Source organism: Nocardioides alkalitolerans DSM 16699 (assembly GCF_000426525.1).
Taxonomy (GTDB): Bacteria; Actinomycetota; Actinomycetes; order Propionibacteriales; family Nocardioidaceae; genus Nocardioides; species Nocardioides alkalitolerans.
In genome coordinates this window covers 130,254-156,234 of the sequence record NZ_AUFN01000014.1, presented here as the reverse complement: position 1 = coordinate 156,234, position 25,981 = coordinate 130,254, and the positions used below count along the sequence as shown (strand labels likewise).

The 25,981-nt window shown below is 70.4% G+C and carries 28 protein-coding genes; 14 read left to right on the top strand and 14 right to left on the bottom strand.

The annotated features are described in order from the left end of the window. The first annotated feature begins 2 nt into the window (after window positions 1-2). From K329_RS0114230 to K329_RS0114200, 7 genes are read left to right on the top strand one after another with little or no spacing between them, the layout of a single operon-like run. Window positions 3-218, top strand: a complete 216-nt coding sequence (locus K329_RS0114230) for a ferredoxin (protein ID WP_028473576.1) — start codon at window positions 3-5, stop codon at window positions 216-218. Then, window positions 211-1,467 carry a CoA transferase gene (locus tag K329_RS26895; RefSeq protein ID WP_052336900.1) on the top strand — a complete coding sequence of 419 codons (1,257 nt, stop codon included), beginning with the start codon at window positions 211-213 and terminating at the stop codon, window positions 1,465-1,467. The genes K329_RS0114230 and K329_RS26895 overlap by 8 nt, the downstream gene beginning before the upstream one ends. Continuing rightward, window positions 1,464-2,693, top strand: coding sequence for a CaiB/BaiF CoA transferase family protein (locus K329_RS0114220; RefSeq protein WP_028473575.1), 1,230 nt, complete (start codon window positions 1,464-1,466; stop codon window positions 2,691-2,693). The genes K329_RS26895 and K329_RS0114220 overlap by 4 nt, the downstream gene beginning before the upstream one ends. Next, window positions 2,690-3,295, top strand: coding sequence for an FAS1-like dehydratase domain-containing protein (locus K329_RS0114215; protein ID WP_211225865.1), 606 nt, complete (start codon window positions 2,690-2,692; stop codon window positions 3,293-3,295). Before K329_RS0114220 ends, K329_RS0114215 begins: the two co-directional genes overlap by 4 nt. Next, window positions 3,292-3,813 (top strand): hotdog family protein, encoded by a 522-nt coding sequence (locus K329_RS26890; RefSeq protein WP_211225864.1) that lies wholly within the window; start codon window positions 3,292-3,294, stop codon window positions 3,811-3,813. The genes K329_RS0114215 and K329_RS26890 overlap by 4 nt, the downstream gene beginning before the upstream one ends. Beyond that, window positions 3,810-4,976, top strand: coding sequence for a thiolase C-terminal domain-containing protein (locus tag K329_RS0114205; RefSeq protein ID WP_028473573.1), 1,167 nt, complete (start codon window positions 3,810-3,812; stop codon window positions 4,974-4,976). Before K329_RS26890 ends, K329_RS0114205 begins: the two co-directional genes overlap by 4 nt. A gap of 1 nt (window position 4,977) precedes the next feature. Continuing rightward, window positions 4,978-5,400 carry a Zn-ribbon domain-containing OB-fold protein gene (locus tag K329_RS0114200; RefSeq protein ID WP_043643610.1) on the top strand — a complete coding sequence of 141 codons (423 nt, stop codon included), beginning with the start codon at window positions 4,978-4,980 and terminating at the stop codon, window positions 5,398-5,400. A gap of 76 nt (window positions 5,401-5,476) precedes the next feature. Here K329_RS0114200 and K329_RS0114195 read toward each other — a convergent pair whose 3' ends face one another. From K329_RS0114195 to K329_RS0114180, 4 genes are all read right to left on the bottom strand, one after another. Continuing rightward, window positions 5,477-6,283: a crotonase/enoyl-CoA hydratase family protein gene (locus K329_RS0114195; RefSeq protein ID WP_043643608.1), complete on the bottom strand. Its 807-nt coding sequence runs from the start codon at window positions 6,281-6,283 to the stop codon at window positions 5,477-5,479. Next, window positions 6,280-7,275: an alpha/beta hydrolase gene (locus K329_RS26885; protein WP_211225863.1), complete on the bottom strand. Its 996-nt coding sequence runs from the start codon at window positions 7,273-7,275 to the stop codon at window positions 6,280-6,282. Before K329_RS26885 ends, K329_RS0114195 begins: the two co-directional genes overlap by 4 nt. Next, window positions 7,272-8,882, bottom strand: coding sequence for a flavin-containing monooxygenase (locus K329_RS0114185; protein WP_028473570.1), 1,611 nt, complete (start codon window positions 8,880-8,882; stop codon window positions 7,272-7,274). Before K329_RS0114185 ends, K329_RS26885 begins: the two co-directional genes overlap by 4 nt. 127 nt (window positions 8,883-9,009) lie before the next feature. After that, a complete protein-coding gene (locus K329_RS0114180) occupies window positions 9,010-9,216 on the bottom strand; it encodes a hypothetical protein (protein ID WP_028473569.1) in 207 nt (68 codons plus the stop codon). 107 nt (window positions 9,217-9,323) lie between these two features. Between K329_RS0114180 and K329_RS0114175 the strand changes: the two genes are divergently transcribed. Next, the gene (locus tag K329_RS0114175; RefSeq protein WP_028473568.1) at window positions 9,324-9,749 is read left to right on the top strand and encodes a hypothetical protein; all 426 of its coding nucleotides are present in this window, start codon (window positions 9,324-9,326) and stop codon (window positions 9,747-9,749) included. An 11-nt stretch (window positions 9,750-9,760) separates the two neighbouring features. Here K329_RS0114175 and K329_RS0114170 read toward each other — a convergent pair whose 3' ends face one another. The 4 genes from K329_RS0114170 to K329_RS0114155 form a co-directional block, all read right to left on the bottom strand. Further along, window positions 9,761-10,801 carry a phosphotransferase family protein gene (locus K329_RS0114170; RefSeq protein WP_028473567.1) on the bottom strand — a complete coding sequence of 347 codons (1,041 nt, stop codon included), beginning with the start codon at window positions 10,799-10,801 and terminating at the stop codon, window positions 9,761-9,763. Then, complete coding sequence (locus K329_RS0114165; RefSeq protein ID WP_028473566.1) at window positions 10,794-11,114, bottom strand: EthD family reductase; 321 nt, start codon at window positions 11,112-11,114, stop codon at window positions 10,794-10,796. The genes K329_RS0114170 and K329_RS0114165 overlap by 8 nt, the downstream gene beginning before the upstream one ends. An 86-nt stretch (window positions 11,115-11,200) precedes the next feature. Continuing rightward, on the bottom strand, window positions 11,201-12,847 hold the full coding sequence (locus K329_RS0114160) for a class I adenylate-forming enzyme family protein (RefSeq protein WP_028473565.1): 1,647 nt from the start codon (window positions 12,845-12,847) through the stop codon (window positions 11,201-11,203). Between the two features lie 14 nt (window positions 12,848-12,861). Next, the gene (locus tag K329_RS0114155) at window positions 12,862-13,821 is read right to left on the bottom strand and encodes a cyclase family protein (RefSeq protein ID WP_028473564.1); all 960 of its coding nucleotides are present in this window, start codon (window positions 13,819-13,821) and stop codon (window positions 12,862-12,864) included. A gap of 201 nt (window positions 13,822-14,022) precedes the next feature. Between K329_RS0114155 and K329_RS0114150 the strand changes: the two genes are divergently transcribed. Further along, window positions 14,023-14,916, top strand: coding sequence for a TetR-type transcription factor C-terminal domain-containing protein (locus K329_RS0114150; RefSeq protein WP_052336899.1), 894 nt, complete (start codon window positions 14,023-14,025; stop codon window positions 14,914-14,916). Between the two features lie 79 nt (window positions 14,917-14,995). Here the strand turns inward: K329_RS0114150 and K329_RS29650 are convergent, their stop codons facing one another. The 4 genes from K329_RS29650 to K329_RS0114135 all read right to left on the bottom strand — a co-directional run bounded on the left by K329_RS29650 (window position 14,996) and on the right by K329_RS0114135 (window position 19,257). Further along, window positions 14,996-15,433: an acyl-CoA thioesterase gene (locus tag K329_RS29650; RefSeq protein ID WP_052336898.1), complete on the bottom strand. Its 438-nt coding sequence runs from the start codon at window positions 15,431-15,433 to the stop codon at window positions 14,996-14,998. A gap of 65 nt (window positions 15,434-15,498) precedes the next feature. Next, window positions 15,499-17,919: a hypothetical protein gene (locus K329_RS30935; RefSeq protein WP_157571739.1), complete on the bottom strand. Its 2,421-nt coding sequence runs from the start codon at window positions 17,917-17,919 to the stop codon at window positions 15,499-15,501. A 745-nt stretch (window positions 17,920-18,664) separates the two neighbouring features. Continuing rightward, the gene (locus K329_RS30930) at window positions 18,665-18,826 is read right to left on the bottom strand and encodes a hypothetical protein (protein WP_157571738.1); all 162 of its coding nucleotides are present in this window, start codon (window positions 18,824-18,826) and stop codon (window positions 18,665-18,667) included. Continuing rightward, complete coding sequence (locus tag K329_RS0114135) at window positions 18,823-19,257, bottom strand: hypothetical protein (protein WP_028473562.1); 435 nt, start codon at window positions 19,255-19,257, stop codon at window positions 18,823-18,825. The genes K329_RS30930 and K329_RS0114135 overlap by 4 nt, the downstream gene beginning before the upstream one ends. Window positions 19,258-19,323: 66 nt before the next feature. On the opposite strand from K329_RS0114135, the gene K329_RS26875 reads away from it, so the two are divergent. The 3 genes from K329_RS26875 to K329_RS0114120 all read left to right on the top strand — a co-directional run bounded on the left by K329_RS26875 (window position 19,324) and on the right by K329_RS0114120 (window position 21,516). Beyond that, the gene (locus tag K329_RS26875) at window positions 19,324-20,265 is read left to right on the top strand and encodes a tryptophan 2,3-dioxygenase (RefSeq protein ID WP_084541298.1); all 942 of its coding nucleotides are present in this window, start codon (window positions 19,324-19,326) and stop codon (window positions 20,263-20,265) included. An 80-nt stretch (window positions 20,266-20,345) separates the two neighbouring features. Beyond that, window positions 20,346-21,077, top strand: coding sequence for a DinB family protein (locus K329_RS0114125; RefSeq protein ID WP_028473561.1), 732 nt, complete (start codon window positions 20,346-20,348; stop codon window positions 21,075-21,077). A gap of 67 nt (window positions 21,078-21,144) precedes the next feature. Next, the gene (locus tag K329_RS0114120) at window positions 21,145-21,516 is read left to right on the top strand and encodes a DUF427 domain-containing protein (RefSeq protein WP_028473560.1); all 372 of its coding nucleotides are present in this window, start codon (window positions 21,145-21,147) and stop codon (window positions 21,514-21,516) included. Between the two features lie 13 nt (window positions 21,517-21,529). Here K329_RS0114120 and K329_RS0114115 read toward each other — a convergent pair whose 3' ends face one another. Further along, window positions 21,530-22,534, bottom strand: a complete 1,005-nt coding sequence (locus tag K329_RS0114115) for a 5'-3' exonuclease (RefSeq protein ID WP_043643607.1) — start codon at window positions 22,532-22,534, stop codon at window positions 21,530-21,532. 107 nt (window positions 22,535-22,641) lie between these two features. Between K329_RS0114115 and K329_RS0114110 the strand changes: the two genes are divergently transcribed. Then, a complete protein-coding gene (locus tag K329_RS0114110; protein WP_028473558.1) occupies window positions 22,642-23,829 on the top strand; it encodes an MFS transporter in 1,188 nt (395 codons plus the stop codon). A 103-nt stretch (window positions 23,830-23,932) separates the two neighbouring features. On the opposite strand, the gene glnA is transcribed toward K329_RS0114110, so the two are convergent. After that, window positions 23,933-25,357, bottom strand: a complete 1,425-nt coding sequence (gene glnA / locus K329_RS0114105; protein WP_028473557.1) for a type I glutamate--ammonia ligase — start codon at window positions 25,355-25,357, stop codon at window positions 23,933-23,935. Window positions 25,358-25,547: 190 nt separating this feature from the next. Here glnA and K329_RS0114100 point away from each other — a divergent pair, with 190 nt between their 5' ends. Next, window positions 25,548-25,976, top strand: coding sequence for an RDD family protein (locus K329_RS0114100; RefSeq protein ID WP_028473556.1), 429 nt, complete (start codon window positions 25,548-25,550; stop codon window positions 25,974-25,976). Window positions 25,977-25,981 lie beyond the last annotated feature (5 nt).

Here is a 25,981-nt window from a genome sequence, read left to right as displayed (position 1 = left end):
CCGTGTTCATCTCCATCGACGCCGAGAAGTGCATGGGCCACGGCCGCTGCTACTCGGTCGCCCCCGACCTCCTCTCCGACGACGACGAGGGCTTCGTGGCCGAGCGCGGCCGGTGCTGGCAGGTGCCGGACGAGCAGCTGGACCTGGCGTACGAGGCGGCCGACGCCTGTCCCGAGAGCGCCATCGCGCTGCTGGAGACCGCGCCGGCCGATGCTTGAGCACCTCCGTGTCCTCGACCTGACCGACGAGCGGGGCCTGCTCTGCGGACGCCTGCTCGCCGACCTCGGGGCGGACGTCGTGCAGGTGGAGCCGTTCGCCGGTTCCTCCGCCCGCTCGGCCCCGCCCGTCGCCGACGGGCTCGCCGTCTCGTCGCTGTTCTGGGAGACCTTCGCCGCGGGCAAGCGGGGCATCGCGGTCGACCTCGACGACGAGGCCGACGTGGCCGTCGTACGACGCCTCGCGGCCCGTGCCGACGTCGTCGTCACCTCGTGGCCCCGTGACCTCGTGGAGGCGGTCGGCCTCGACCCCGTCTCCCTGCGGGCCGAGCGTCCCGAGCTCGTGTACGTCGCGGTCAGCGCGTTCGGCTGGGAGGGCCCGAAGGCCCGGTACGCCGACAGCGACCTCGTCGTGTGGGCCGCCGGCGGGCCGCTCGAGCCGCACCGTGACGGCGACCGGGCGCCCCTGCGCATCAGCGCGCCCCAGGCCTACCTGCACGCCGCGGCCGACGCGGCCACGGGCGCGATGCTGGCCGTGCTGGCCCGGTCCGCGACCGGTGCCGGCCAGGTGGTCGACGTCTCGGCCCAGGCCAGTCTCGGCGTCGCGACCCTCGGCCGGGTGCTGGCGCACGCCGTCGGCGACGACCACCCCGAGTGGCACCAGGCGCCGGTCAAGCGCACCGACCAGAGCGGCAGCGGGGCGGCCACGCCCAACAGCCTGAAGAAGTGGTACTGCCGCGACGGCATGATCGAGCTGCACCTCTCGATGGGGCCCGCGGCCGGCACCTTCACCAACAACCTCTTCGGCTGGCTCCGCGACGAGGGCGCGGTCGAGGAGCCGGTGGCGTCGTGGGACTGGCGGACCGTGCCTGACCGCATCGTCGCGGGCGAGCTGGAGGAGAGCGAGCTCGACGTCGCGCGGGCGGCCGTGCGCGCCTTCCTGCTGACCAAGACCAAGGCCGAGGTGCTCGACGCCGCGATCGAGCGGCGCCTGCTGTGCATGTCGATCTTCGACATGTCCGACCTGGCGGCCAGCCCGCACCTCGAGGCCCGCGGCTTCTGGGCCGAGGTGGACGTCGCCGGCGTCACCACCCGCATCCCGGGCCGCATCGCCCACGTGACCGGCGCCGACGGGCCGCGCGTGCGGCGACGGGCCCCGCGTCTGGGGGAGCACCAGGAGGAGGTCCTGCGGGACTGGCTCGGCCACGCGCCGGCCGCGGCCGCCGTCGACCTCGAGGGGGCCGCCCGATGACCGCGGCACTCGCTGGTCTCAAGGTGCTCGACCTCTCCTGGGTCGTCGCGGGTCCGCTCATCGGGCGGGCGCTGGCCGACTTCGGGGCCGAGGTGGTGCGCGTCGAGTCCGGCACGCGCGTCGAGACGGCCCGCCTGATGCAGCCGTTCCACGGCGGCGTGCAGGACAAGGAGGGCTCGGTGCTCTTCGGCAACTGCAACGCCGGCAAGCTCGGCGTGACCCTCGACCTCAAGTCGTCGTCCGGCCAGCAGGTCGTGCGCGACCTCGTCGCGTGGGCCGACGTGGTGGTGGAGTCGTTCTCGCCCGGCCAGCTGCGCAAGTGGGGGCTCGACTACGCCACGCTCTCCGCGGACCGGCCCGACCTGATCATGCTCAGCACCTCGATCGCCGGGCAGGACGGTCCGTGGTCGACGCTGGCGGGGTTCGGCAACGTCGGGTCGTCGCTCAGCGGGTTCCAGAACCTCGTGGGCTGGGAGGACGCCCTGCCGATGGGCCCGTTCGGCCCCTACACCGACTACGTCGGCCCCCGGCTCGCGCTGGTCACCCTGCTCGCGGCGCTGGAGAACCGGCGCCGGACCGGCACGGGCTGCTACATCGACGTCGCCCAGGTCGAGGCCGGGGTCTTCTTCCTCTCGCCCCAGGTGGCGCAGCACTCGTACGACGGCACGGTCGCCGAGCGCCGCGGCAACCACGACGCCGTGATGGTGCCGCACGGGGTCTACCCGTCGGCCGCCGAGGAGGCACGCCCGGGCCGCGACCGCTTCGTCGCGGTGGTGGCGCGCACTGACGACGAGTGGTCGCTGCTGGCCACGACGATCGGACGGGCGGACCTCGCGTCGCGGCCCGACCTGGCGACGGCGGCGGGGCGACGCGACGCCGAGGTCGAGATCGACGACGCGATCGGCGCCTGGACGTCCGCGCGGACGGCCGACGAGGCGGAGCAGGCCCTGCAGGCCGCGGGCGTCGCGGCGCACAAGGCCGTGTCGACCGCCGACTACGTCGAGGACGCCCAGCTCGCCGCCCGGGGGCACCTCGTCGAGCTGCCCCACCCCCTGCACGGCACGACGACCGTCGAGGGGCCGCGCTACCGGCTCTCGGCCACCCCGGGCGGCCCCCGCCGGGCCGCGCCGACCCTCGGCCAGGACAACGAGGTGGTCCTCCGCGACCTGCTCGGCTACGACGACGCGCGCATCGCCGCGCTGCACGACGAAGGAGCACTGCGATGACCTCGCTGACGAGCACGACCGAGACGGACCGGGAGGCGGACTGGAAGGCGGAGTGGCAGCCGGTCGTCGACGCGGTCGGCGACGACTTCGCCGACGGCGCGGTGACGTGGGGCGGGGACCCGGTGGAACCGGGCGCCGTCCGCCGCTACCTCGAGCCGCTCGAGCTCGACTGCGCGCTCCACACCGACGCCGACGTCGCCCGGGCGCACGGGTACTCCGACATCACGATGCCGGCCACCGGTGTCATCGCCTGGACGATCCCGAAGGCCTGGGTGCCCGGCGACACCCTGTTCGACAGCGACGCCCGGGACGCCCAGCCGGTGAAGACCGCGATCAACAACGCGGACATGCCGCTCGGCCCCCGGACCACGGGCTTCTTCGGCACCGACATCGAGGTCGACCTCGAGCGCGACGTCGTCGCGGGGGAGCGGATCGGGCGTCGTGGCCGCCGCCTCGTCAGCTGCACGCCGAAGGAGACGGGCGTCGGCCGTGGTGCCTTCATGACGTGGGAGAGCGAGATCGTCACCGAGGCCGGCGAGGTCGTCGGCCGCATCCGGATCGGCACGTACGCGTACGTGCCCCGACCGAAGGAGCAGGCGTGACCAGCCCCGTGACCAGCCCGCCGACCGATCCGTCGAGCAGCGCGGTGGCCCCGAGCGGCCTCCACTTCGAGGACGTCGCCGTCGGCGACGGGCTGCCGACCGTGGCCCTCCCGCTGACCGTCTACCGGCTCGTCATGGCCGCCGGGAGCAACCGCGACTTCAACTCCATCCACCACAACTCCGAGTACGCGCGGAGCACGGGCGCCGAGGAGATGTACGCCAACACGTCCTTCCTGATGAGCTCGTGGGAGCGCGCCGTGCGCGACTGGATGGGCCTGGGCGGCCGGATCCGTGCGATCCGTGGCTTCCGCATGCGCTCGTTCAACTACGTCGGCGAGACCATGCGGGTCATCGCGGAGGTCGCGGCCACGCGCACCGAGGGCGACCTGGGGATCGTCGAGGTCGCCATCCGCTGCGAGACGTCCGCCGGCGTCACCGTCGGCCCGGGCGTCGTCGAGGTCGTCCTGCCCCGCCGTACCGGCTCGACCAGCACCACCACCGAGGGGAGCACCGCATGACCACCCGTGCCGCCATCGCCGGTCTCGGCATCACCGAGATGGGCAAGGTCTACGGCCGCAGCGCCACCGACTTCGCGGTCGACGCGATCTCGCGGGCCGCCGCCGACGCCGGGCTGAGCCTGGCCGACATCGACGGGCTCTACGTGAACCCGGGCATCAAGAACGACACCGACCTGCGGCTGCAGTCGACCCTCGGCATGCGCAACACGCGGGTGCTCGCGACGATCCAGGGCTTCGGGTCGTCGGCCGGGCAGATGGTGCAGATGGCCGCCATGGCCATCGAGGCGGGCATGGCCGAGGTCGTGGCCTGCGTCTACGCCGACGCGCCGCTCACGGAGGGCAAGCGGGCCGGTGCGGCCTACCCGGGCCAGGCCCGCGCGATGAAGGGGGTCGGGTCGCTGCCGTTCGCGGCGGGGCTGAAGGCCGCGCCGGAGCGGTACGCCGTCGCGACGCGTCGTCACATGCACGCCTACGGCACCACCAGCGAGCAGCTCGGCGCGGTGGCCGTGGCCGCACGCCAGTGGGCGCAGCTCAACCCGGCCGCCCAGATGCGCGAGCCGATGACGCTGGAGGACCACCAGTCCTCGCGGATGATCGCCGACCCGTTGCGCCTGCTCGACTGCTGCCTCGTCAGCAACGGTGCGGTCGCCGTCATCGTGACGAGCGCCGAGCGGGCGGCGACGCTCGCCCAGCCGCCCGTGCACGTGTGGGGCTGGGGCCAGGGCCACCCGGGCTACGTCAACCGTCGTGACAGCGAGTTCGGCCTGGTCACCGGGGCGGCGCAGTCGGGTCCGGAGGCCCTCAAGATGGCCGGTGTCGGCGTCGACGAGATCGACGTGCGCGAGCTCTACGACTGCTTCACCTTCACCACGCTGGTGACCCTGGAGGACTACGGCTTCTGTGCGAAGGGCGAGGGGGGCGAGTTCGTCGCCAGCGGCGCGATCGCCCCCGGCGGCTCCCACCCGACCAACACGGGCGGCGGCGAGCTCTCCTCGTTCTACATGTGGGGCATGACCCCGTTGTCCGAGGCGGTCATCCAGGCCCGCGGCCAGGGCGGCGAGCGTCAGGTGCCGCAGCACGACCTCGTGATGGTCAGCGGCAACGGCGGCGTCCTCGACTTCCACTCCACGCTGATCCTCAGCCCGCACCAGAAGGGCAAGTGACATGACGCTCACCCTCATCGACGCCCCGGCGGGCCTCGCGCCCGTCGTCCGCGACGACTTCTCGGCCCCGTTCTTCGAGGCCTCGGCCGAGGGGCGGCTCCTGCTGCGCTGGTCGCCGAGCAGCGACGCGTGGTCGGAGCCGGCCGCCCGGTTCTGCTCGGTGACCCAGGCCGCCGACCTCGAGTGGCGCGAGTCGACCGGCGCCGGCCGGCTCGTCACCTGGACGGTCAAGCCGGGCCGCGCCAAGGACGACCAGCCGGCCGTGGCCACGGTCATCGGCATCGTCGAGCTCGACGAGGGCCCGTGGCTCTCGCTGCTCCTGCCGCAGGCCGACGCGGCGGACCTTGCTGTCGACGCCGCCGTGAGGGTCGCCTGGTCGCAGCCGGAGGGCAGCGAGGTGCTCCCGGTCGGCCTCCTGGTCTGACGGACGACGCAAGCGGGTCCGGACCTCCTCGAGGTCCGGACCCGCTGTCACGTCGTACGGCGCCTGCCGCGTCGGCTCAGGCGCCGGTCCACCGGGCGGGTCGCTTCTCGACGAAGGCGCGGGCGCCCTCCTTCGCGTCGGCGGACTCGCGGACGGGGTTCACGAACTGCTCCTGGCGCCCGAACTGGTCGTCGAGCGACCAGTCGACGGACTGCACCAGCACCTGCTTCGAGGCGGCGAGCGCGAGAGGTGCGTTGGCCGCGACCTCGTCGGCGAGCGCGAGGGCGGCGGTGAGGGCCTCGCCCGGCTCGGTGAGCACGTTCACCAGGCGGACCTCGGCGGCGTCGGCGGCGGGCCACATCCGTCCGGTGAGCACGAGCTCCATCGCGAGGTGGTAGGGCACGCGGTGCTGCAGCCGCAGCAGCCCGCCGGCGGCCGCGGTCAGCCCGCGCTTCACCTCCGGCAGGCCGAACGTGGCGGTGCTCGAGGCGACGACGAGGTCGCAGCAGAGCACGATCTCGAAGCCTCCGGCGAGCGCGTAGCCCTCGACCGCGGCGATGATCGGCTTCGTCGGCGGCTGCTTCACGATGCCCGCGAAGCCCCGGCCCTCGACGACCGGGCGCTCGCCGCGGGCGAACCCCTTGAGGTCCATGCCCGCGCAGAAGGTGCCCCCGCTGCCGGTGATGACCGCGACGCTGAGGTCGGGGCGGGCGTCGAAGGTCTCGAGGGCCTCCGCGATCTGGTGGGCCATCGCCATCGACATCGCGTTCTTGGACGCGGGTCGGTTCATCGTGAGCACGAGCACCCGGCCGCGCTCCTCGACGAGGAGGTCGGGCTCCTCGGGAGCCTCCGCAGCGCGGTCGTCGGTGGTGGGGCTGGTCATCTCGGTCCTCCGTGGTCTGGTGGGCGCGCCGTCGGTACGGCGTCGGCGTCGTCGGGGGGTGAGGCGGTCTCGGCGACCATCGTGCACGCCTGGGCGACGAGCGCGTCCCGGGCGGAGCGGGCGGCTGCCGAGGCGCCGGTGAAGCGCAGGAAGCCGTGGCAGAGGTCGGGGTGGTGCGTCGTCGACACCTCGGCGCCGGCCTCGGCGAGACGTGCGGCCCAGGCGAGCCCCTCGTCGCGCAGCGGGTCGTGGCCGACGGTCACCACGTGGGTGCGGGGGAGCCCGCGGAGGTCGGCGGCCCGCAGCGGTGCCACCGCGGGGTCGTCGCGCTGCGCCACCGGGACGTAGTGGTCCAGGAACCAGTGCATGTCGGCGGCCCCGACCGGGAACGCGGCGGCCTGCTGGACGTACGACGCGTGGGCGTCCTCGCGGTCGAGCGCCGGGTAGACGAGCAGCTGGAAGGCCGGGACCTCCTCACCCGCGTCGCGCATCCGCAGGACGGCGGCCGCCGTGAGGTTGCCGCCCGCGCTGTCCCCACCCACGGCGAGCGTGCGGGTCCAGGGCTGCGCGGCGGCCCAGCGCACGGCCGTGGCGACGTCGTCCAGCGCGGCGGGGAACGGGTGCTCCGGTGCGAGCCGGTAGTCCACGCCCACCACGGTGCAGCCGGCCTCGGCGGCGAGGAACCGGCAGAGCTCGTCGCCGTACGCGAGGTCGCCCGTCACCCACCCGCCGCCGTGGCTGTGGACGAGGGTGACGCCGCTGGGACGCCCCGCGGCGTACACGCGGACGGGCACGCGGTGGCCGTCGACCTCGGCCACGGCGTCGTACGACGCGACGTCGGGCCCCGAGGCGCACCACCGGTCGCCCGCGGTGACGCGCTCCCGGGCCTCGGCGGGGGAGAGCGCGACCATGGGCGCCAGGCCACGGGCTGCGCCGGCGGCCCGCAGCGCGTCGAGCTCGGGGTCGAGCGGCGCGACGAGGGGCCAGGTCACGAGAGGGTGAACCCGGCGTACCCGTCGGCGGCGACCTTCTCGCAGACGTCGCGGTAGTGGCCGACGCCGCCGAGGTAGAGCGAGAACACGCGCGGCTTGCCGGGCACGTTCGCACCGAGGTACCAGGAGTTTCCCTTCATGAAGAGGGTCTTCGAGGCGATGTCGTAGACCTCCCGGGTCCAGGCCTCCTGCTCCTCCAGGCCGGCCTCGACCCGCCGCAGGTCGTGGTCGAAGAGGTGCTGGACCAGGTCGGTGATCCACTCGACGTGCTGCTCGATGGAGATCAGCACGTTGCTGATGACGGACGGGCTGCCCGCCCCGGCGACGACGAAGAGGTTCGGGAACCCGTGGGTGGCGACACCGATGTAGGTCTGCGGCCCGTCCTTCCAGGCGTCGCTCAGCAGCTGGCCGCCGACGCCGCGCAGGTCGATCGCGAAGAGGGGGCCCGTGAGCGCGTCGAAGCCGGTGGCGGTCACGAGCACGTCGAGCTCGTAGCGGCCGTCGGTCGTGACGACCTCGTTGCCCTCGATCCGCTCGATGGGGGCGGCGGCGACGTCCACGAGGTGCACGTTCTCGCGGTTGAAGGTCGTGTAGTAGTCGATCTCGAGCACGAGCCGCTTGGCCCCGAACGGGTAGCCCTTCGGGCAGAGCTTCTCCGCGGTCTCCGGGTCCTCGACGATCTCGCGGATGCGCTCGCGCACGAAGGCGCCGGCCTTCTCGGCCGCGACCTCGTCGGTCCGGAAGTCGCGGTAGGCCGCGAGGATGTCCGGCCCGCCGTTGTTCCAGTGGCGCCGGAAGGTCTCCTCGAGGGCGCCCGGGTCGACGTCGTGCGCCGACTCCTCGCCGAGCACGCGGTGGGTGCCGCCGGGGTGGTGGCGGGCGATCTCGCGGTACTCCTCGAAGCGACCCTTGAGATCGGCGACGTACTCGGGGTCGAGCGGTCGGTTGCGCGCCGGGATCGCGTAGTGCGCCGTGCGCTGGAAGACGAAAAGCTCCTCGGCCTGCTTCGCGAGCTGGGGCACGGCCTGGACGCCGGAGGACCCGGTCCCGATGACGCCGACGCGCTTGCCGGCGAGGTCGACGCCCTCGGTCGGCCACGCCCCGGTGTGCAGCAGCTCGCCCGTGAACGACTCGATCCCGGCGATGGCCGGGAGCTGGGGCACCGACAGCTGGCCGCTGGCCATGATCACCGTGCGCGCCACGATCGTGTCGCCGTGGTCGGTGCGGGCCCTCCAGACCGACGCCTCGTCGTCCCAGTGCAGCTCGGTGACCTTCGTGCCGAAGGTGATGCCGGACCGCAGGTCGAGGCGGTCGGCGACGAAGTTGATGTAGCGGAGGATCTCCGGCTGCGCCGGGTAGCGCTCCGTCCACGTCCACTCGGCGACGATCGTCGGGTCGAACGAGTAGCAGTAGTCGACGCTCTCGATGTCGCAGCGAGCACCCGGGTAGCGGTTGCGGAACCACACGCCACCGAGGTCGGTGTCGGCCTCGACGACGTGCACCGTGCGGCCGAGGGACCGCAACCGGTGCAGGGAGTAGATGCCCGAGAAGCCCGCGCCGACCACCAGCGTGTCGAGCTGGGCGGGCGGCGTCACTCGGTCGTTCATGGATCCTCCGGCTCGTCCGCAGCGACGATCGACCGCCGCAATCAATGCGTATGAATACTAGCATTAGTGAGAGCCAGGTCACGGTGGTGCGGGCACCACTGGATGGTCGGCGGACCGACGGGACCGCTCAGTCGCGGGTGCGCCCGCCGAACAGTCGGCGGCGGGTCCCGTCCGGGGCGTACACGAGCCCGATGCGTTGCAGGACCCGAGTGGTCCGCCCGGGGTTCCGGGTCCTCTCGCGGTCGGCGTCGGTGAGGTACGGCGCGCGCCCGAAGCGGACCCGACCGTCACGCCGGTAGACACCGAGGACGTCACCCAGGCTGCGTCGAGGCATGGATCGACGATAGCCGGGGCGGAGGGCTCGGGACGGCCCCGCGCCGTTCTCCCAGGCCCTGTGGAGAACCTCAGCGGGCGAGGACGGGTCGTCCGACACTGGACGGCATGGACCCCCTCGACCACCCGATCCGCCACCTCGCCGACCTCACCGCCGTCTGGGAGCACATCGACGGCGGGCTCGGCTACAGCCGCCCGCAGCTGCACTGCCTCCATCTCGACGCCGACGGCCGGCTGACGCCGCTCTACCTGCAGATCGACGACACCGTGCCGTCCGAGGCGCCCGACGACCGCTACCTGGAGGGCCTGATGCGGGTCCACGAGGACCTGCTCGCCGAGCACGCGCCAGGTGGTTCCGTCGCCCACCTCCGGGCTCGCCCCGGCGGGCAGACGCTCACCGCGCTCGACCGCACCTGGGTCCGGCGGCTCCACGCCGCGCTGCAGCAGGCGCCGTTCGCGTCGTACCCCGTGTTCTTCGGCTCCGACGCGGGCGTGCGCATCGTGCCGCCCGACGAGCTGGTCAGCGCCGCCTGACCACGCACGGCTCAGCCGCCGCCGAGCGCCGCGTGCCCCCGCTCGACGAGCTCCGGCACGACGGCACCCATGCGGTCGAAGTCCTCGCCGACAGTGAGGCCCTGCTGCGAGCGGTAGTGGATGCCCTCGAAGATCGCCGCGATCTTGAAGAACGCGAAGCCGAGGTACCAGGACAGGTCGCCCAGGTCGAGGCCCGTGCCGGCGGCGTACCAGGCGACGAGCTGGTCGGCGTCGGGGTAGCCCGGGACGTCGCCGGGCGCCGCGGCGACGGGGATGTCGAGTCCGGCCACTCCCGACCACCACACGACCATCGACGCCAGGTCGGTGAGCGGGTCGCCGAGGGTGGCCATCTCCCAGTCGAGCACGGCCACGACCGACCCGCCGGTGGGGTCGACGACGACGTTGTCGAGGCGGTAGTCGCCGTGGACGACCGTGTCCCGCTGCGTCGTCGGGACGGCGGAGCCGAGCCGCTGCGCCAGGGCGTCGAGGTCGGGGAGGTCGCGGCTGTGGGAGGCCGCCAGCTGTCGCTGCCAGGTGCGGAGCTGCCGGTCGAGGTAGCCCGCGGGACGGCCCAGGTCGCCGAGGCCGACCTCGTCCGGCACGACCGCGTGCAGGCGCACCAGCACGTCGACCAGGTCCTCCGCCGCCGCCCGTGCGGTCGGATCGCCGAGGGCGGCCAGCTGATCGGTGGTGCGCAGCACGGCGCCGTCGGCGAAGTCCATGACGTAGAAGGGTGCCCCGATCACGTCGGGGCCGGCGAGGAGCAGCGGCGCGGGCACCGGCACGGCCGTCGGAGCCAGGGCCGCCAGCAGCCGGTGCTCACGCCCCATGTCGTGAGCCGTCGCCAGCACGTGGCCGAGCGGGGGGCGCCGGAGCACCCAGCGGGTGCGCCCGTCGGTGAGCGTGTAGGTGAGGTTCGACCGTCCCCCCGAGGTCAGCTCGGCGGCGAGCGGGCCCTGCAGGAGGTCGGGGAGCTCGCGTCGTACGTGCTCCTCGACCGCAGCGACGGGCAGACCGGGCGGATCGGTGGGGGCGGCCGTCGGCTCAGCCAACGATCACGACCTCCTCGGTGAAGGCGGTCGGGAGCCGGGCGCCGTCGGCGAAGTTCGCCACGTCCGCGACGGCGGCGGAGAACTCCGGCGACCCCGCGGCCGCCTCGAACGCCGCCTGGTCGGCGAAGCTCAGGCTCGCCACCCCCAGGAAGGGAGGGGGTCCGTCCGGCGCGGCGACGGCGTGCTGCTGCACGTAGCGCTGCACCCCGGGCACGCGACCGACGATCCCGGCGTGCGTGGTGCGCCAGTAGGACAGGGACTCCTGACGGTCCATCGCGGGCGACTCGTAGAGCACGAAGGTCACGGTGAACATGGTCGGTCCTCACGTCGGTCGGGACCCGGGGGTGAAGTGCCCGGGGTGGAGCCGTACGGCGGCGCGGGGGTCGCCGCCGTACGGAGTCAGCTGCGCAGCTCGCGGCGCAGGATCTTGCCGGTGACGGTCTTCGGCAGCTCGTCGATGATCACGACCTGACGCGGATACTTGTACGCCGCCATCCGTTCCTTGCAGTGGGCGATGAGCTCCTCGGGCGTGGTCTCGGCCCCGGCCTTGAGGCTGACGAACGCCTTGACGGTCTCGCCGCGCTTCTCGTCGGGCACGCCGACGACGGCGGACTCGCGCACCGCGGCGTGCTCGGCGAGCACGTCCTCGACCTCGCGCGGCCACACCTTGTAGCCGGACGCGTTGATCATGTCCTTCTTGCGGTCGACGATGAAGACGAACCCGTCGCGGTTCATGAACCCCACGTCGCCGCTCTTGAGCGCCCCGCCGGGCAGGTTGGCGGCCGTCTCCTTCGGCTTGCCCCAGTAGCCGGCGACCACCTGCGGCCCGTCGGCGACGATCTCGCCGACGTCGCCGATCGGCACGTCCTGACCGAGGTCGTCCTGGATGCGGACGATCGTGCTCGGCACCGGCACGCCCACCGAGAGCGCGCCGGACGTCGGGTCGACGGGGGAGGGCGTGCCGAACGGGGTGAGGGTCATCGGGCTCGTGGTCTCGGTGAGGCCGTAGGCGTTGTGCACCTGGAGCCCGGTCGCCTCGAAGAACGCCTTCTCGGACGTCGGTGAGATCGCCGCGCCGCCGGAGAACGTCGCGGTGAACGAGGAGAAGTGGTCGCGCGTGAACCGGGGCGAGTTGAAGAGCGCGTTGAACGCCGTGATCGCGCCGATCGTGTACGTCGGGCGGTGCTCGACGAGGGCGTCCAGCACCACGTCGGGCTCGAACCGGTAGGCCAGCACCAGCGGGATCGGCGCTGCGAAGCTGACGCCGATGTGACCGATCAGCCCGGTGATGTGGAACAGCGGCGCGATGCCGAACACGGAGCCACCGGGCCCGAAGCGCGCCCAGTCGCGGTAGACCCGCGACGTGAACACGACGTTGCGGTGCGTGTTCATCGCGCCCTTCGGCACGCCGGTGGTGCCGGAGGTGTAGGTCAGGAACGCCAGGTCGTCGGCGCCCAGCTCGACGGGCGGCGGCGACTCGCCCCGGTGCTGCTCGATCAGCTCGACCAGGTCGGTCGTGCCGTCGTGGCGCTGCCGGGACGAGCCGGCGAAGAGCCGCTCGTCGTGCCGTGTCTGGTACTCGAGCTCGCTCGTCGTGAGCACCAGCCGCACGTCGCTGCCGGGCACGACGTCGCGGCCGACCTCGTCGTACAACGACTCGAGCGCGACGAGCACCGTGGCGCCGGAGTCCGCGAGCAGGTAGGTCAGCTCGCGGCTCCGGCTCATCGGGTTGATCGAGACCAGCACACCGCCGGCCTTCCAGGTCGCGAGCATGCAGACGACGAACTGCGGCACGTTCTGCAGGTAGACCGCCAGCCGGTCGCCGGGCGCGAACCCGTGCGCGAGCAGCGCACTGGCGAGTGCGTCGCTCTGCGCGTCGAGCTCCGTGCGGGTCAGCACGCCGTCGAAGTAGCGCACCGCCACCCCGTCGGGGTCGGCCGCCAGGCCCGCCCGGAACATCTCGAGCGCGTTCGGGTGCTCGAGCTCCAGGTCGGCGGGCATGTCGCCGTACAGCCCCAGCCAGGGCCTCTCGTCGTAGACGCTCACGTCGCCTGGTCCTCCTACTTGATCACGAGCGGGTTGACCGGCGAGCCGCTGCCGAGGGCGACCTTGAGCGGAGCCGCGGCGTAGAAGAACTCGTAGACACCGTCCTCGGCGCAGTCCGAGGCGAGCTTCTCGAGGTCCGCGATCTCGGTGAGCGTGACGCCGAGGTTGCGCATCAGCGCGTTGTGGAGCACCAGCGCGACGCCGTTGTTCGGGTCGAAGGTGACCTCGTTGGCGATGGTGTCGGTGACGAGGTTGGGGATCTCCATGTCCTGGAACCACTGGACGAGCTCGGGGCTGTAGACCAGGCCGGGCTCGCAGAAGCCCTCGTAGAACTTGTCGCCGAGGTCGAAGAAGAGCTGCAGGTAGTTCGTCCGGATGATGAGGATGTCGCGCTTGCGCAGCTCGACGCCCTGCGACTCCGCGCAGGCGACGAGGTCCTCGTGCGTGTAGGTCTCGGCCGACTCGAGCGTCGGCTTGCCGCGGAAGCGGGCCATGTCGAGCAGCACGGCGCGACCGACGACACCGCGCTCGGCGATCGGCTCGATGCTCGCCTTGTCGAGGCCGCCGACGGTGGTGCGGGCGTCGTACCCGTTCCAGATCTGCCCGCCGTACCAGACGTGGCCGAGGGCGTCGTACTGCGTCGAGCCCTGGAGGAACGCGTTGATCTTGTCGTCGGCGTAGTGGAGGCCGCCGGGGAAGGCGGGCGCGTCCTCGCCGTCCCAGCTCGACTCGTCGAGGATCTGGGTGCGCTCGGCGGGCGTGCGACCGGGCCACACGGGGTCGCCCTTCGGGTCGCCGATGAGGCGCTGGAGCGTGAACACCTTGCCGCTGCGGATGAGCCCGGCCGCGGCGATGACCTGCTCCGGACCGAGGTAGTTGAGGCCGCCGACCTCGTCGTCGTCACCCCACTTGCCCCAGTTGGAGGGGGAGTCCTTGAGGAGCTCGGTGAGGTCGGGAGAGGCGGATTCGGTCATGGGGGTCCTCCTGGACGGGGCCGGCGACGATGAGCGAGCGGACGATCGGGTCAGGCTATGACGCGCGTCACAATCTACGTCGCCGGTCGTTGTTGTCAAAGGGTGGATCTCATCGAGCGGAGTGTCGGCTGTGTTTAGAATTCCTGAACACTGCGGGTCGGTGACGGGATCGGCACGCGGGTACGGCGACGAGGAGGCGCGATGACGGAGGCGGTCGAGGCGGGACGCCTGCACCGGGAGAACCTGGGCGCCACCGTGCGGGCGCTCCGGGTCGCCCGCGGGCTCACGCTGCGCGGGCTCGCCGCGGAGCTCGGGGTCAGCGCCGCGACCCTCAGCGGCATCGAGAACGGTCGGACCGGTGTCTCCAGCGAGCGCACCACCCACCTGGCGGGTGCCCTCGGCGTGACGGTGGAGCGGCTGCTCACCGGAGGGCCGCACCAGGCCGCGCCGCCCCTGCCCGCGCTCGAGCCGACCGTCCGGGTGGCCGTGGACCTCAGCCGGCCCGGGGCCTGGCGCGACTTCCCGCCGCTGGATCTCGACGTCGCGCTCGCCGCCGCGCTCGCGTCGTTCGTGGAGTTCGGCTACCACGGCGCCTCGATGCGCACCATCGCCGAGCACGCCGGCCTCTCGGTGCCCGGGCTCTACCACTACTACGCCAGCAAGCACGAGATGCTCGTCGCGCTGCTCGACCTGACGATGCACGACCTCCGCGCCCGCACCGAAGCCGCCATCGCGGAGGCGGACGGCGTCGTCGAACGCTTCGTCCACACCGTCGAGAGCCTCGCGCTCTTCCACACCCACCGCTGCCCGCTGGCGTTCGTCGGGGCCTCGGAGATGCGGAGCCTCTCGCCCGAGGCGCGCCCCCGGGTCGCCGCGATGCGCGTCGAGGAGCAGCGGCTCGTCGACGTGGCGGTGCTCGACGGCGTGGAGGCGGGGGTCTTCCGGACCGCGCTGCCGCACGAGGCCGCCCGGGCCGTCGCGACGATGTGCACCGCGCTCGCGCAGTGGTACCGCGCCGAGGGCCCGGCGTCCGCCGAGGTCATCGCGCGCCAGTACGTCGACTTCGCCCTCGGGGTCGTGCGCTACGAGGGGTGAGGGGGCTGCGCGGGGTGGCGGGGGAGGTGGAGCGGGACGTCATCCCGATCGTGGCGCCGGGTGCTCGCTCCGTATGACGTCAGCTCTCGCCACCGGCGGGGAGGTCGGCTCCGAGCACCGCGTGCTGGTCGGCGGTGAGCGGCACGGAGTGCCGGCGCTCGTAGTCGAACTTCACGAGCACGACCGTCACCCGCGCCGCCGTCGCCCCGTCCTGCTCCACGTCGCACCGCAGGGTGAACGACGACGAGCCGACGCGCACCAGCGAGACGGCGATCTCGATGGGCCCGACGTGCACCTCGGCCAGGAAGTCCGCGCTGAGGTGGGGCACGATGACGCCGTCGTCGAAGCCGGGCAGGGTCTCGAGGTAGGCCCGCCAGGCGAGCCCGCACCGTTGCAGGATCGAGTGGAACGGCAGGTGCGCGCCGTACCCGGGGGCCGTCGGGTCGATGTCGTCGGCGTCGTGGCGGCAGTCGTCGGCGGTGATGAGGGTGCGGGTGCGGACCTGGCGGGCGGTCATCCGAACCTCATCAAGCGAGAACTGTGCTTGGTTCAACGCGGCGATGTGGATGCGAACTCTTCATGCTAAAGGTCGGCGTCCTGTGACGACCCTACGCGCGCGCCGATGACGCCGACCCTGGGTGGGCGGCGAGATGGATAGTTCTGCCAGTACCGTGCGTATGACGTCGCAAAGGTTTGCCGAAATCGGAGAACCTCATTGGGCTGAGCGAGGACCGCGGCTGGCATGAGGTACTGAGGTCCGCTTCCCAAGAGCGGCATTCGCAGCCAGTCGTAAGCACTGGGTCGGGCGAATGCGATCTCTGTGCCCTTGGCGCTGCGTAGCGTGAAGATCCTGCGGCCCCAGCTGTCGCCGCGGTCGCTGACTTGTCGAAACAGAGTTCGACTCAATCCGTCAGCCTCGAGCCTTGAGACGGCCTTCTCTGCAGAGTCCAGGGCTGAATCCAGTTTACTTATCTCAGGAGATGTTGCGCGATAATGCATGTGTTCATTCCTCGTGGCGGCAACGCTTCCACGGTCAAGCGTCTCGCGAACGAACTTCAGAGACTCAAGAATCCTGCCTTGCGATCGGGGAAGTAGGTCGAGAAAAATAGCGGTATGCTCGAAAGGAAACTTCTTAAGGCTGGTGTGCTGTGCAAAGTGGGGATACAGCTTGGAATCGCGTCTGTGCGCCCCTGAATTCTCCAGCATGTTCTCCAGAAGGTCGGCGAGTCGTCCGAACCCACTGATCAGGGGTTGTAGAGTGTTTTTGTCCCCAAGTAGCATCTCTGGTGCAGCTTTGTCGGCGCTTTCAAACTCATTCAAACGCTTGAAAGAAGCGAGCCGCTCTCCGGTTGGTTCGTAATCGAATGGACGCTCGGCGCCCAAGTGATCGAACGTCAACGCCCACGTGGCGAAACTAAGTGCATCGTCAAGAACACCCTCCAGTTCTACGAAATAGTTGGCTGTTTTTGAGCGGAGTTCCACTGGGTCTACTCGTGCTCCAACTCCGGCAGTTTGGCAGAAGCGTTTCAAGCGCAGGAATTGTTGCCAATGATTCGAGCGAAGGTCTGTGGCTTCATGCCGATAAAAGCCGAGCTTCCACAAAGCCGCCTGTACAAAAGTTGCATCGTCAGCGAAATCGTCGTATCGAAGTCCAAGTCGCTCGCAGGCCAGGACGAGGTTGGTCCGGCGAGATAGTATTAGCCGCTCTATCACCTCGTCGGGCTCGGCAGATCGAACGAACTCCTCCAGTCGTTCTGGGGGATCATCTCCCTCAACTGAGCGCAACTGCCACTGCAGCTCATCTACCTCATCGGAACGATCGAGAGAGTAGAGTTCGTCGACGAGGCGTTTCAGGCGCATTGGGCCGAGCGAGTGCTCGTCAGAGGTAAATCTAACTCCCAACGAAGACAGCTCGGGGTACGTGCCGAAAGTGCCGTAGGCGAGTCGTTGGTTGGTAACTAGTCGACGAATTTCGCCTGCCTCAACCTCGATCCGCCGGGGATCTTGGTCTGACGCGAGTACAAGTTGATCGATGCCCGCTACGAGAGTTGCGTTGTCAGTTAAGAGCAGGACTTGAATAAGGCCGGCGCGCGACTCGATGGAGGCTGCGATATCGTCTGAGCGTCCTACAAGCGCCAGAGGTTCCAATTGGCTACGGTACTCGGCTCCAGTAGAATCCAGCAAGTGAGCTAAAAGGGTTCGCAATTCGTCGTCTGCGAATAGGTCTGCAAGTGCGAGCCACAGCGGCTCAAGCGAACGGTCATCATAGCGAAAGCCATCTGTTCCGGCCAGGTGTTGGATAAACTCTCCCCACTCTGATTCATCATCCCCGAGTGCCTCCAGGACGCGTTCCATTGCCTGCTGGTGTTGGTTTATCGGCGCGTTGTGGTCGCTACTGAGGCGTGTAGAGTGAATGGCCGAGCATGTTAATTCGCTGCAGTGATACATGGGAACCGAGGACACAGGCCCAAACCATCGCCGCTCTTTGCTTTGCAATAAGCCGTATGGGCCCGAGATGAGGTCGTCGGCTTGGAAGACGCCGATGGGCAGTCCGTCTAATAGGCGGAGTGTCTCTGCGTGAGAGAGGGTGTCGCGGGCGTCGTCGTACATCGACGCGGCTCGATCGTAAAGGTCCCGACCGAGAATAAATGGAAACAGAAGTTCGCGTTCGCGAATCTGCCTGTCGATAAGTTTGTGCAATTCGGCGAGATCTGTTCGAGTCAGATCGACCAGCGGCTCTCGGTGGACAAGGCGTAGGAAGCAAATTAGGCGCGCTTCCTTGGCGGGAACGTCGTTCTTAACTACGAGGCGCTGAAGTATTTTGTTGCCGTATTCGGTAAGGTGTACCGTATTGACAATCTCATCCGGGATCTTGTATTTCTCGCGCAGGATGCTGCCAGCGAGAAACTCGCCAAGTCTTGCCGCCTTGAGGAAGTTTGAACGCCACTCCTCATCGGTGTGCCGTGCTAGAAGATCGTCCTTCGACAAGCGCAGCGTCTCCATAGTCCCCCCACTCAGCGTCTACTTAGACCCAAACCTAAAGCAGCGCCCTCGCCTGTGTGTGGCCTTCGAGGAAGCTCTCACTTCAAATCATGACGGTCAGTGCTGGCTCGGCGTGACCGTAGGGAACGGGACCTGCGAAGCGGGGCATCCAGTCGGCAAACGCCGCGGGGGACGGCCGGTCGTAGGAAGTGGCGCCACGGAAGACCAGTGCGTGACAGCACCCGACGACGGCCCGCGAACAACGAGTGCACCCTTTGAGGATCGATCGCATCTAGCCCGACTTCCGGTCGACGCTCGACTATGCGTCGTACTTGGACCTCGACGCCCCGCTCAGTACCCGCTTAGCCGCCCCGAGCTGCTCGTCATCGTCCAGCACCAGACCACCGAGGTCTGACTAAAGCTCGTCCTGCACGAGCTCAAGGCCGTTTGGAGCTACCTCGATCAGGACGAGCCGAGCCGGGCCCGCAAGGTCTGTGCCAACTCAAGCCGATCCTCCTTGCCCCCGCCGAGCGATTGTCGCTACCCGCGCCCCTTACCTCGGGCGAGTGCGCCGAGTACCCGCGGCGTCATCGAGGTACCGGACTTAGCCTTGTCTCTACCGCTGCTGAGAACTGCCGGGGGGTCTTGACGTCGTGCCTCTTGTCGGGTCGGCGTTTTCGGCCGTACGACGTCAGGTCTTTCGCTCGGGTACGTAGTTAAGGCGTTGCCCTCGGTCGGGTACGGCGTGGGGCCGCGGTCTCGGTGATCACGTCGTCGTCCCGCCGTCCCCGGACCCACCACCACGGCCGAACCGGTGCGAGGTGTCGCGACGGCTGCGCTGCGGTCGGAACCCGGCGAGCAGGAGGACCACGACGAACACCACCACGAGGATGCCCAGGACCGCGAAGAACGGGACCAGGAGGTTCATGGCGTGCTGTGGTGGGCGGCGGGCATGGACGGAGCGTAGGTCAACCGCCTCCTCCGCATGAGGACACGCCGCCACGACGCGAGCCGGACGCTCGCCTCGACCGGGTGCGTCGCTCGGTCCCACCGGTGCACGCGGTCCCAGCCGTGGCGCCAGATCGTGCGGCTCGCGCGGGCCCGCGCCCCGAGCGGCAGCCACACCTCGAGGAGGTACACGAATCCGGTCCCGGAGGACCCCTGCACGTCGGTGACAGTCACCCATCCCCACGACGTCCGGTCAGGCAGCAGCACCCGGTCGCCCCGCTCCAGACGAGCGACGCGCACCAGGTCGGACTCGATCTCCCTCACGACGGCCCCCACCCCCGCCGTCGAGGGTGGCACGATGCGGTCACCGGTGGGCCGGTCGGCGCGGGGAATGCCGGTGCTGAGCACCATTCTTGTCATCCGGATGAGCAATTCGGCCGACGAGGAGTCCGCCCCACCCGATCGGAAGGCACACCAGTGACCGCACACGACGACGGCCCGCGCGAGGGCGAGCGACCGCTCGAGGACGGCATCCGGACCGACTTCCGGTCGACGCTCGACTACGCGTCGTACCTCGACCTCGCGACCCTGCTCGACGCCCAGCACCCGCTGAGCCGCCCCGAGCACCCGGACGAGCTGCTCTTCATCGTGCAGCACCAGACCACCGAGCTGTGGTTCAAGCTGGTCCTGCACGAGCTCGAGGCGGTCCGGCGCTACCTCGACGCCGACGAGCCGAGCCGGGCCCGCAAGGCCCTGGCCCGCGTGAAGCACATCTTCCGCACCCTCACCGAGCAGTGGTCGGTGCTCGCGACCCTGACCCCGAGCGAGTATGCCGAGTTCCGCGGCTTCCTCGGGCCCTCGTCGGGGTTCCAGTCGTACCTCTACCGCTCGGTGGAGTTCCTCCTCGGCAACAAGAACGCCGCGATGCTGGCCGTCTTCGACGCGGACCCGGACGCGCAGCACGGCCTGCGGTCGCTCCTCGAGACCCCGACCGTGTACGACGCGCTCCTGTGCTTCCTCGCCCGTCACGGCCACGACGTGCCCGGGCAGGTGCTCGAGCGCGACGTGCGCGAGGCGTGGGTCGAGCACCCCGACCTGGTGGAGACCTTCGCGGTCATCTACGCCGACACGGCGACCCACTGGGAGGCGTACGCCGTGTGCGAGGACCTCGTCGACCTGGAGGACGCGTTCCAGTTCTGGCGGTTCCGCCACCTGCGCACCGTCCAGCGCACCATCGGTTTCAAGCCGGGCACGGGCGGCAGCTCGGGGGCGGCGTTCCTGAAGCGCGCGCTCGACCTCACGTTCTTCCCGGAGCTGCTCACCGTGCGCACCGGGATCGGGGACCGGGCGCCCGTCCACCCGGCAGCCGACCCGGCGCCGCCGGACGAGGCCCCCGACGCGGAGTGGCCGGGCGTCTGACCCGTCCGGCCCTTGACGCAGCCGCCGCGGCTCGTGACGCTGGCGGTCAGGGCAGTCCCGGCAGCGACGGTGGGAGAGCGATGACGACCTACTCCGGCATCAAGGACTTCGAGGGCGCCACCTTCGTGAGGTCGAGCTTCAAGGGCGTGACCCTCCGGTCCTCCGACATCAGCGGCGCGACGATGCGGGCCGTCGAGGTGGGCGGGCTCGACATCGACAGCCACGACCTGTTCTTCGGCACCCTGATCGTCAACGGGGTCGACGTCGTACCGCTCGTCGACGCCGAGCTCAACCGTCAGTTCCCGGGCCGCGAGCTGCAGAAGGCCGAGACACCCGAGGGTCTGCGCGAGGGATGGGTGGCGGTGCAGGCCGCGTGGGCTGCGACCGTGGCGGACACGCCACCCGACATGGTCGACGCCCACGTCGAGGACGAGTGGTCGCTGGCCGAGACCCTGCGCCACCTGGTGCTGGCGACCGACGCCTGGCTCCGCGGCGGCGTCCTGCGGGTCCAGCAGCCGCTCCACGAGATCGGGCTCATCTTCACCGGCGCCGGCGAGATGGGCTTCGACATGTCGATCTTCCGGGCGGACACACCGACGTACGACGAGATCCTCGCCGTCCGCGCCGAGCGTCAGCAGATGGTGACGGACTTCCTGGCCATGGCGACCCCGGAGCTGCTCGCGGAGGAGCGCGACAACCCCTGGGGTGGCGACGACTGGCATCCCACCGTCGGCGACTGCGTGCGCGTGATCCTCGAGGAGGAGTGGGCGCACCTGCGCTACGTACGGCGCGACCTGGCCCTGCTGGGCTGACGCTCGCGGGCGGGGCTCACGCGGACCGAGCGGGATGACCTGGGCGCCGTTCGGCGTTGACCACGTCATGACCGAGCGCCCGCACCTGATCCCCGACGAGTCCCACCCCATCGACGTCACCCCCACCGAGGGCCGCGTGGTCGTCACACGCCACGGCCGGGTCATCGCCGAGACCGACCGCGCGCAGACCCTGCAGGAGGCGTCGTACCCGCCGGTGCAGTACATCCCGCTCGCCGACGTCGACGCGTCGGTGCTCGAGCGGACGGAGCACACGACGTACTGCCCCTACAAGGGCGAGTCGGGCTACTTCTCGCTCGTCGACGGCGACGACCGTGCCGAGAACGTGGTGTGGGTGTACGACGACCCGTACGACGCCGTCGCGCCCATCGCGGGTCACGTGGCGTTCTACCCGGACCAGGTCGAGATCAGCGTCTCCTGAGCGCGTGCCCGCCTCAGCGTCGTGACGCCGAGGCGGGGTCGCCCGTCAGGACCCGCACCGCCAGCGACGTCGTCGCCTCGACGCCGAGGAACCCCACGACCCGGCTGACCCGCTCGACGTCCAGCGGCAGCAGGCCGGGGGAGCCGGGCACGTCCGGCGTCAGGCCGAGGTCGAGGTCGTCGTGGCCCCGCATCATCGAGACGTTGAAGTCGTAGCGCTCGCGGGCGCCGGGCGCCCGGAGGTGACCCACGACGCGGTCGCCGAGGCGACGGCCCCCGTGGTCCGCCGACCACGAGTCGAGGGCCGCGGCGAGCGAGCGCCCCTCGTCGTGGTCGATGTCGGCCCACACCGCCTCCATCGAGCCGGCGGTCTCCAGCAGCGGCGCGGCGGTTTTCTGCCCGATGCCCGGTACGCCGGGGAGGTTGTCGCTGGCGTCGCCGCGCAGCGCCGCGTACGCGAGGTAGTTCTCGGCGGCCACCCCGTACATGGCGTGCAGCCGCCGCGGGTCGAGCAGCGGGGAGCCGTGGATGCCGCCGTCGATCAGGCGGAGCACCTTGGTGTGGTCGCTGATGTGGGCGAAGGCGTCGCGGTCGGACGTGATGATCACGCAGTCCCAGCCGTGCCGGACGGCCCAGGTGGCGCCCGAGGCGCTGACGTCGTCGGCCTCGAGCCCGGGCGGGGTGAGGGTGGCCAGGCCGAGCGCGTCGAGGAGCGCGCCCGCCCGCTCGAGCTGGGCGACGAGCTCGGGGTGCTTCTCGGCGCGTCCGGCCTTGTACGCCGGGTAGGCGTCGCGGCGCACGGAAGCGGTCCGGTCGTCGAGGCCGAACAGCACGGCGTCGGGGGCGAACCCGTCGATGGACTCGATGATCTGGCGCAGCATCCCGTGCAGCGCCCAGACCGGCCGCCCGGCCCGGTCGAGCGCCCGGGTGTGGGCGCGGGCGTGGTGGTTGCGGTGCAGCAGCGACGGTGCGTCGACGACGAGCAGCAATCTGCGGGCGTCGTCGTCGGAGTGGCTCATCGGGATCGCGGCCATCGTAGGCGCCGCGTGCGTCGCGCCGTACAGCAGCAACGCCCCCGCACGACCAGGTGGTCGGCGGGGGACGTGTGGCCTGGGAGGATCACGAGATGACGGCCACCTCGCAGCGCTCGGCCATCGCGGCCGTCCAGGTGCTCGGGCTGGCTGTGTGGTTCTCGATGTCGGCCGTCGTTCCGAGCGTGCAGGCCGACTGGGGCATCTCGAGCGCCCAGGCCGTGTGGCTCACGGGCACCGTGCAGCTCGGCTTCGTCGTCGGCGCACTGGCCTCCACCGTCCTGAACCTCGCCGACCGCTGTCCACCGCACGTCCTCATGGCGGCGAGCGCAGCCCTGGCGGCTGGCTGCACCCTCGCGCTCGCCTCGCTGGCCGACGGTCTGCTGCCCGCGCTGGTGCTGCGGTTCCTGACCGGCGTGTTCCTCGCCGGCGTGTATCCCGTCGGCATCAAGCTGATGGCGTCGTGGGCGCCCACCAGCAACCGTGGGCTGGCCATGGGTCTGCTCATCGGAGCGCTCACCATCGGGTCGACGCTGCCCCACCTGGTGGGCGGGCTCGTGACGCTGCCCTGGCGCTACGTGCTGCAGGTGACCGCCGCTGCAGGGCTCGTCGGCGCGACCGTGGCGCTGGTGGTCGTTCGACCTGGACCGCACCTGGCGGCGGGGCCACGGACGCTGCACCCCCGCTACGCGCTGACGATGTTCGCCGAGCCGGGTCCGCGCCGGGTGAACGTCGGCTACTTCGGCCACATGTGGGAGCTGTACGCGCTGTGGACCTGGGTCCCGATGTTCCTGACGCACTCACGGGCGTCCACGGACCTCGGCACCCGCACGGCGCTCCTGGTCTTCGTCACCATGGGGCTGTGCGGGCTCGCCGGCTGTCTCCTCGGTGGATGGGCCGCGGACCGGTACGGCCGCTCCGCGGCGGCGGTCACCGCGTTGAGCGTCAGCGGTGCCTGCTGCCTCGTGTCCCCGGTCGCGTTCCTCGCGCCGCTACCGGTGCTCGCGATCTTCTGCGCCGTCTGGGGCGCCTCCGTCATCGCGGACTCCGGGGTGTTCTCCACCGCCCTGTCCGAGGTCGCCGACCAGAGGTTCGTCGGCACGGCGCTGAGCGCTCAGACCGCCCTGGGCTTCGCGCTCACCGTCGCCAGCATCCAGCTCGTGCCGCTGCTGGCCGACGCGGTCGGCTGGCAGTACGCGTTCCTCGTCCTCGCGCTGGGGCCGGCCGTCGGGGCTCCCGCGATGCGTCGGACCGCAGCCGCGTCGAGCGGCTCGAGCACCTGAGGGCGGGCACGCGGATCCCGTCGGACGAAGTCCGCGTCGCGTCGTACAACGGCAACGCCCCCGCACGACCAGGTGGTCGGCGGGGGCGTCGCGGTCACTCGACTCAGATGTCGTAGTACAGCTCGAACTCGTGCGGGTGCGGCCGCAGCTGCACGGGGAGGATCTCCTGCGTGCGCTTGTAGTCGATCCACGTCTCGATCAGGTCGGGCGTGAACACGTCGCCGGCCGTCAGGAACTCGTGGTCGGACTCCAGGTTGTCCATGACCGCGCCGAGCGAGGTGGGCACCTGGTCGATCTCGGCCATCTCGTCCGGCGGGAGCTCGTAGATGTCCTTGTCGATCGGGGCGGCGGGCTCGACCTTGTTCTTGATGCCGTCGATGCCCGCGAGGAGCAGCGCCGAGAACGCGAGGTACGGGTTCGCCGACGGGTCGGGGCAGCGGAACTCGATGCGCTTCGCCTTCGGGTTGGAGCCCGTGATCGGGATGCGCACGCAGGCCGAGCGGTTGCGCTGCGAGTAGACGAGGGAGATCGGCGCCTCGAAGCCCGGCACCAGGCGGTGGTAGGAGTTCACCGTCGGGTTCGTGAAGGCGAGCAGCGACGGGGCGTGCTTCAGGATGCCGCCGATGTACCAGCGCGCCATGTCGGAGAGGCCGCCGTAGCCGGTCTCGTCGTAGAACAGGGGCGAGCCCTCGTTCCAGATCGACTGGTGCACGTGCATGCCCGAGCCGTTGTCGCCGAAGATCGGCTTCGGCATGAAGGTCGCGGTCTTGCCGTTGCGCCACGCCGTGTTCTTGATGATGTACTTGAACTTCATCACGTCGTCGGCGGCCTTGAGCAGCTCGTCGAAGCGGTAGTTGATCTCCGCCTGGCCGGCGGTGCCGACCTCGTGGTGGGCGCGCTCGACCTGGAGGCCGGACTTCTCGAGCTCGATGACCATCTCGTCGCGCAGCTCGCCGAAGTGGTCGGTCGGCGCGACGGGGAAGTAGCCGCCCTTGTACTTGACCTTGTAGCCGCGGTTGTCGTTCTCGAACGCGTCACCCGTGTTCCAGGCGCCGGCCGACGAGTTGATCTCGTAGTAGCCCGCGTTCGCCTTGGTCTCGAAGCGCACGTTGTCGAACACGTAGAACTCGGCCTCGGGGGCGAAGTAGGCGGTGTCGCCGATGCCCGTCGTGGCGAGGTAGCTCATCGCCTTGCGGGCGATGTTGCGCGGGTCGCGCGAGTAGGGCTCGCCCGTGATCGGGTCGTGGATGAAGAAGTTCACCACCAGCGTCTTGGCGACGCGGAACGGGTCGATGAACGCCGTCGTCGGGTCCGGGAACAGCGACATGTCCGACTCGTGGATCGCCTGGAACCCACGGATCGACGAACCGTCGAAGTTGAGGCCGTCGTCGAAGACCGACTGGTCGAACGACGAGACCGGGACCGTGAAGTGCTGCATGACGCCGGGCAGGTCACAGAAGCGGACGTCGACCATCTCGACGCCCTCGTCCTTGATGTACTTCAGCAGCTCTTCGCTGTTGGCGAACATTCGTCCTCCTACGCAGGCCGCGCGCACGCGACTGCTCTGGTACGGGGTCAGTCATCCGGCGCGACAACGGGCCGGACGAGTACTCGGCAAAGTATGCAGCACCAGTTTCGCGGCCATATCCCGAGTGTTTCGCCCGTGTAACAGGTTGGCCGAGCCGGGAGCTCTCAGACGGCCCCGTTAGCCTGGACCGGTGCCCGATACACCCGTCGCGAAGTCCGCTCCCGCCGAGACCGCCTCGTGGGCCCGGCGGATGCTGGCGGTGCTCGTCGACTGGCTGGCCTGCATGCTCGTCGTCATCGCGTTCGTCGGCCCGGCGCGCTACTTCCCGTCCGCCGGCACGGAGCTGACGGGCGTGAACCCGTCGATCCTCACCCTGCTGCTCTTCGTCGCCGAGAGCACCGTGCTCACCAGCCTGGCGGGCGGCTCCTTCGGCAAGCTCGCGACGCGGCTGCGCGTCGTACGCATGGACGGCAACCCGTCGCCGATCGACCCGTTGCGTGCCCTGCTGCGCTCGGTGCTCGTCGCCCTGGTGATCCCGCCGCTCGTCTTCCGCCCCGACGGACGCGGCCTCCACGACCTCATCGTCGCCTCGGCGACGGTGCCCCTGCAGCGGCGCTGAGCGCC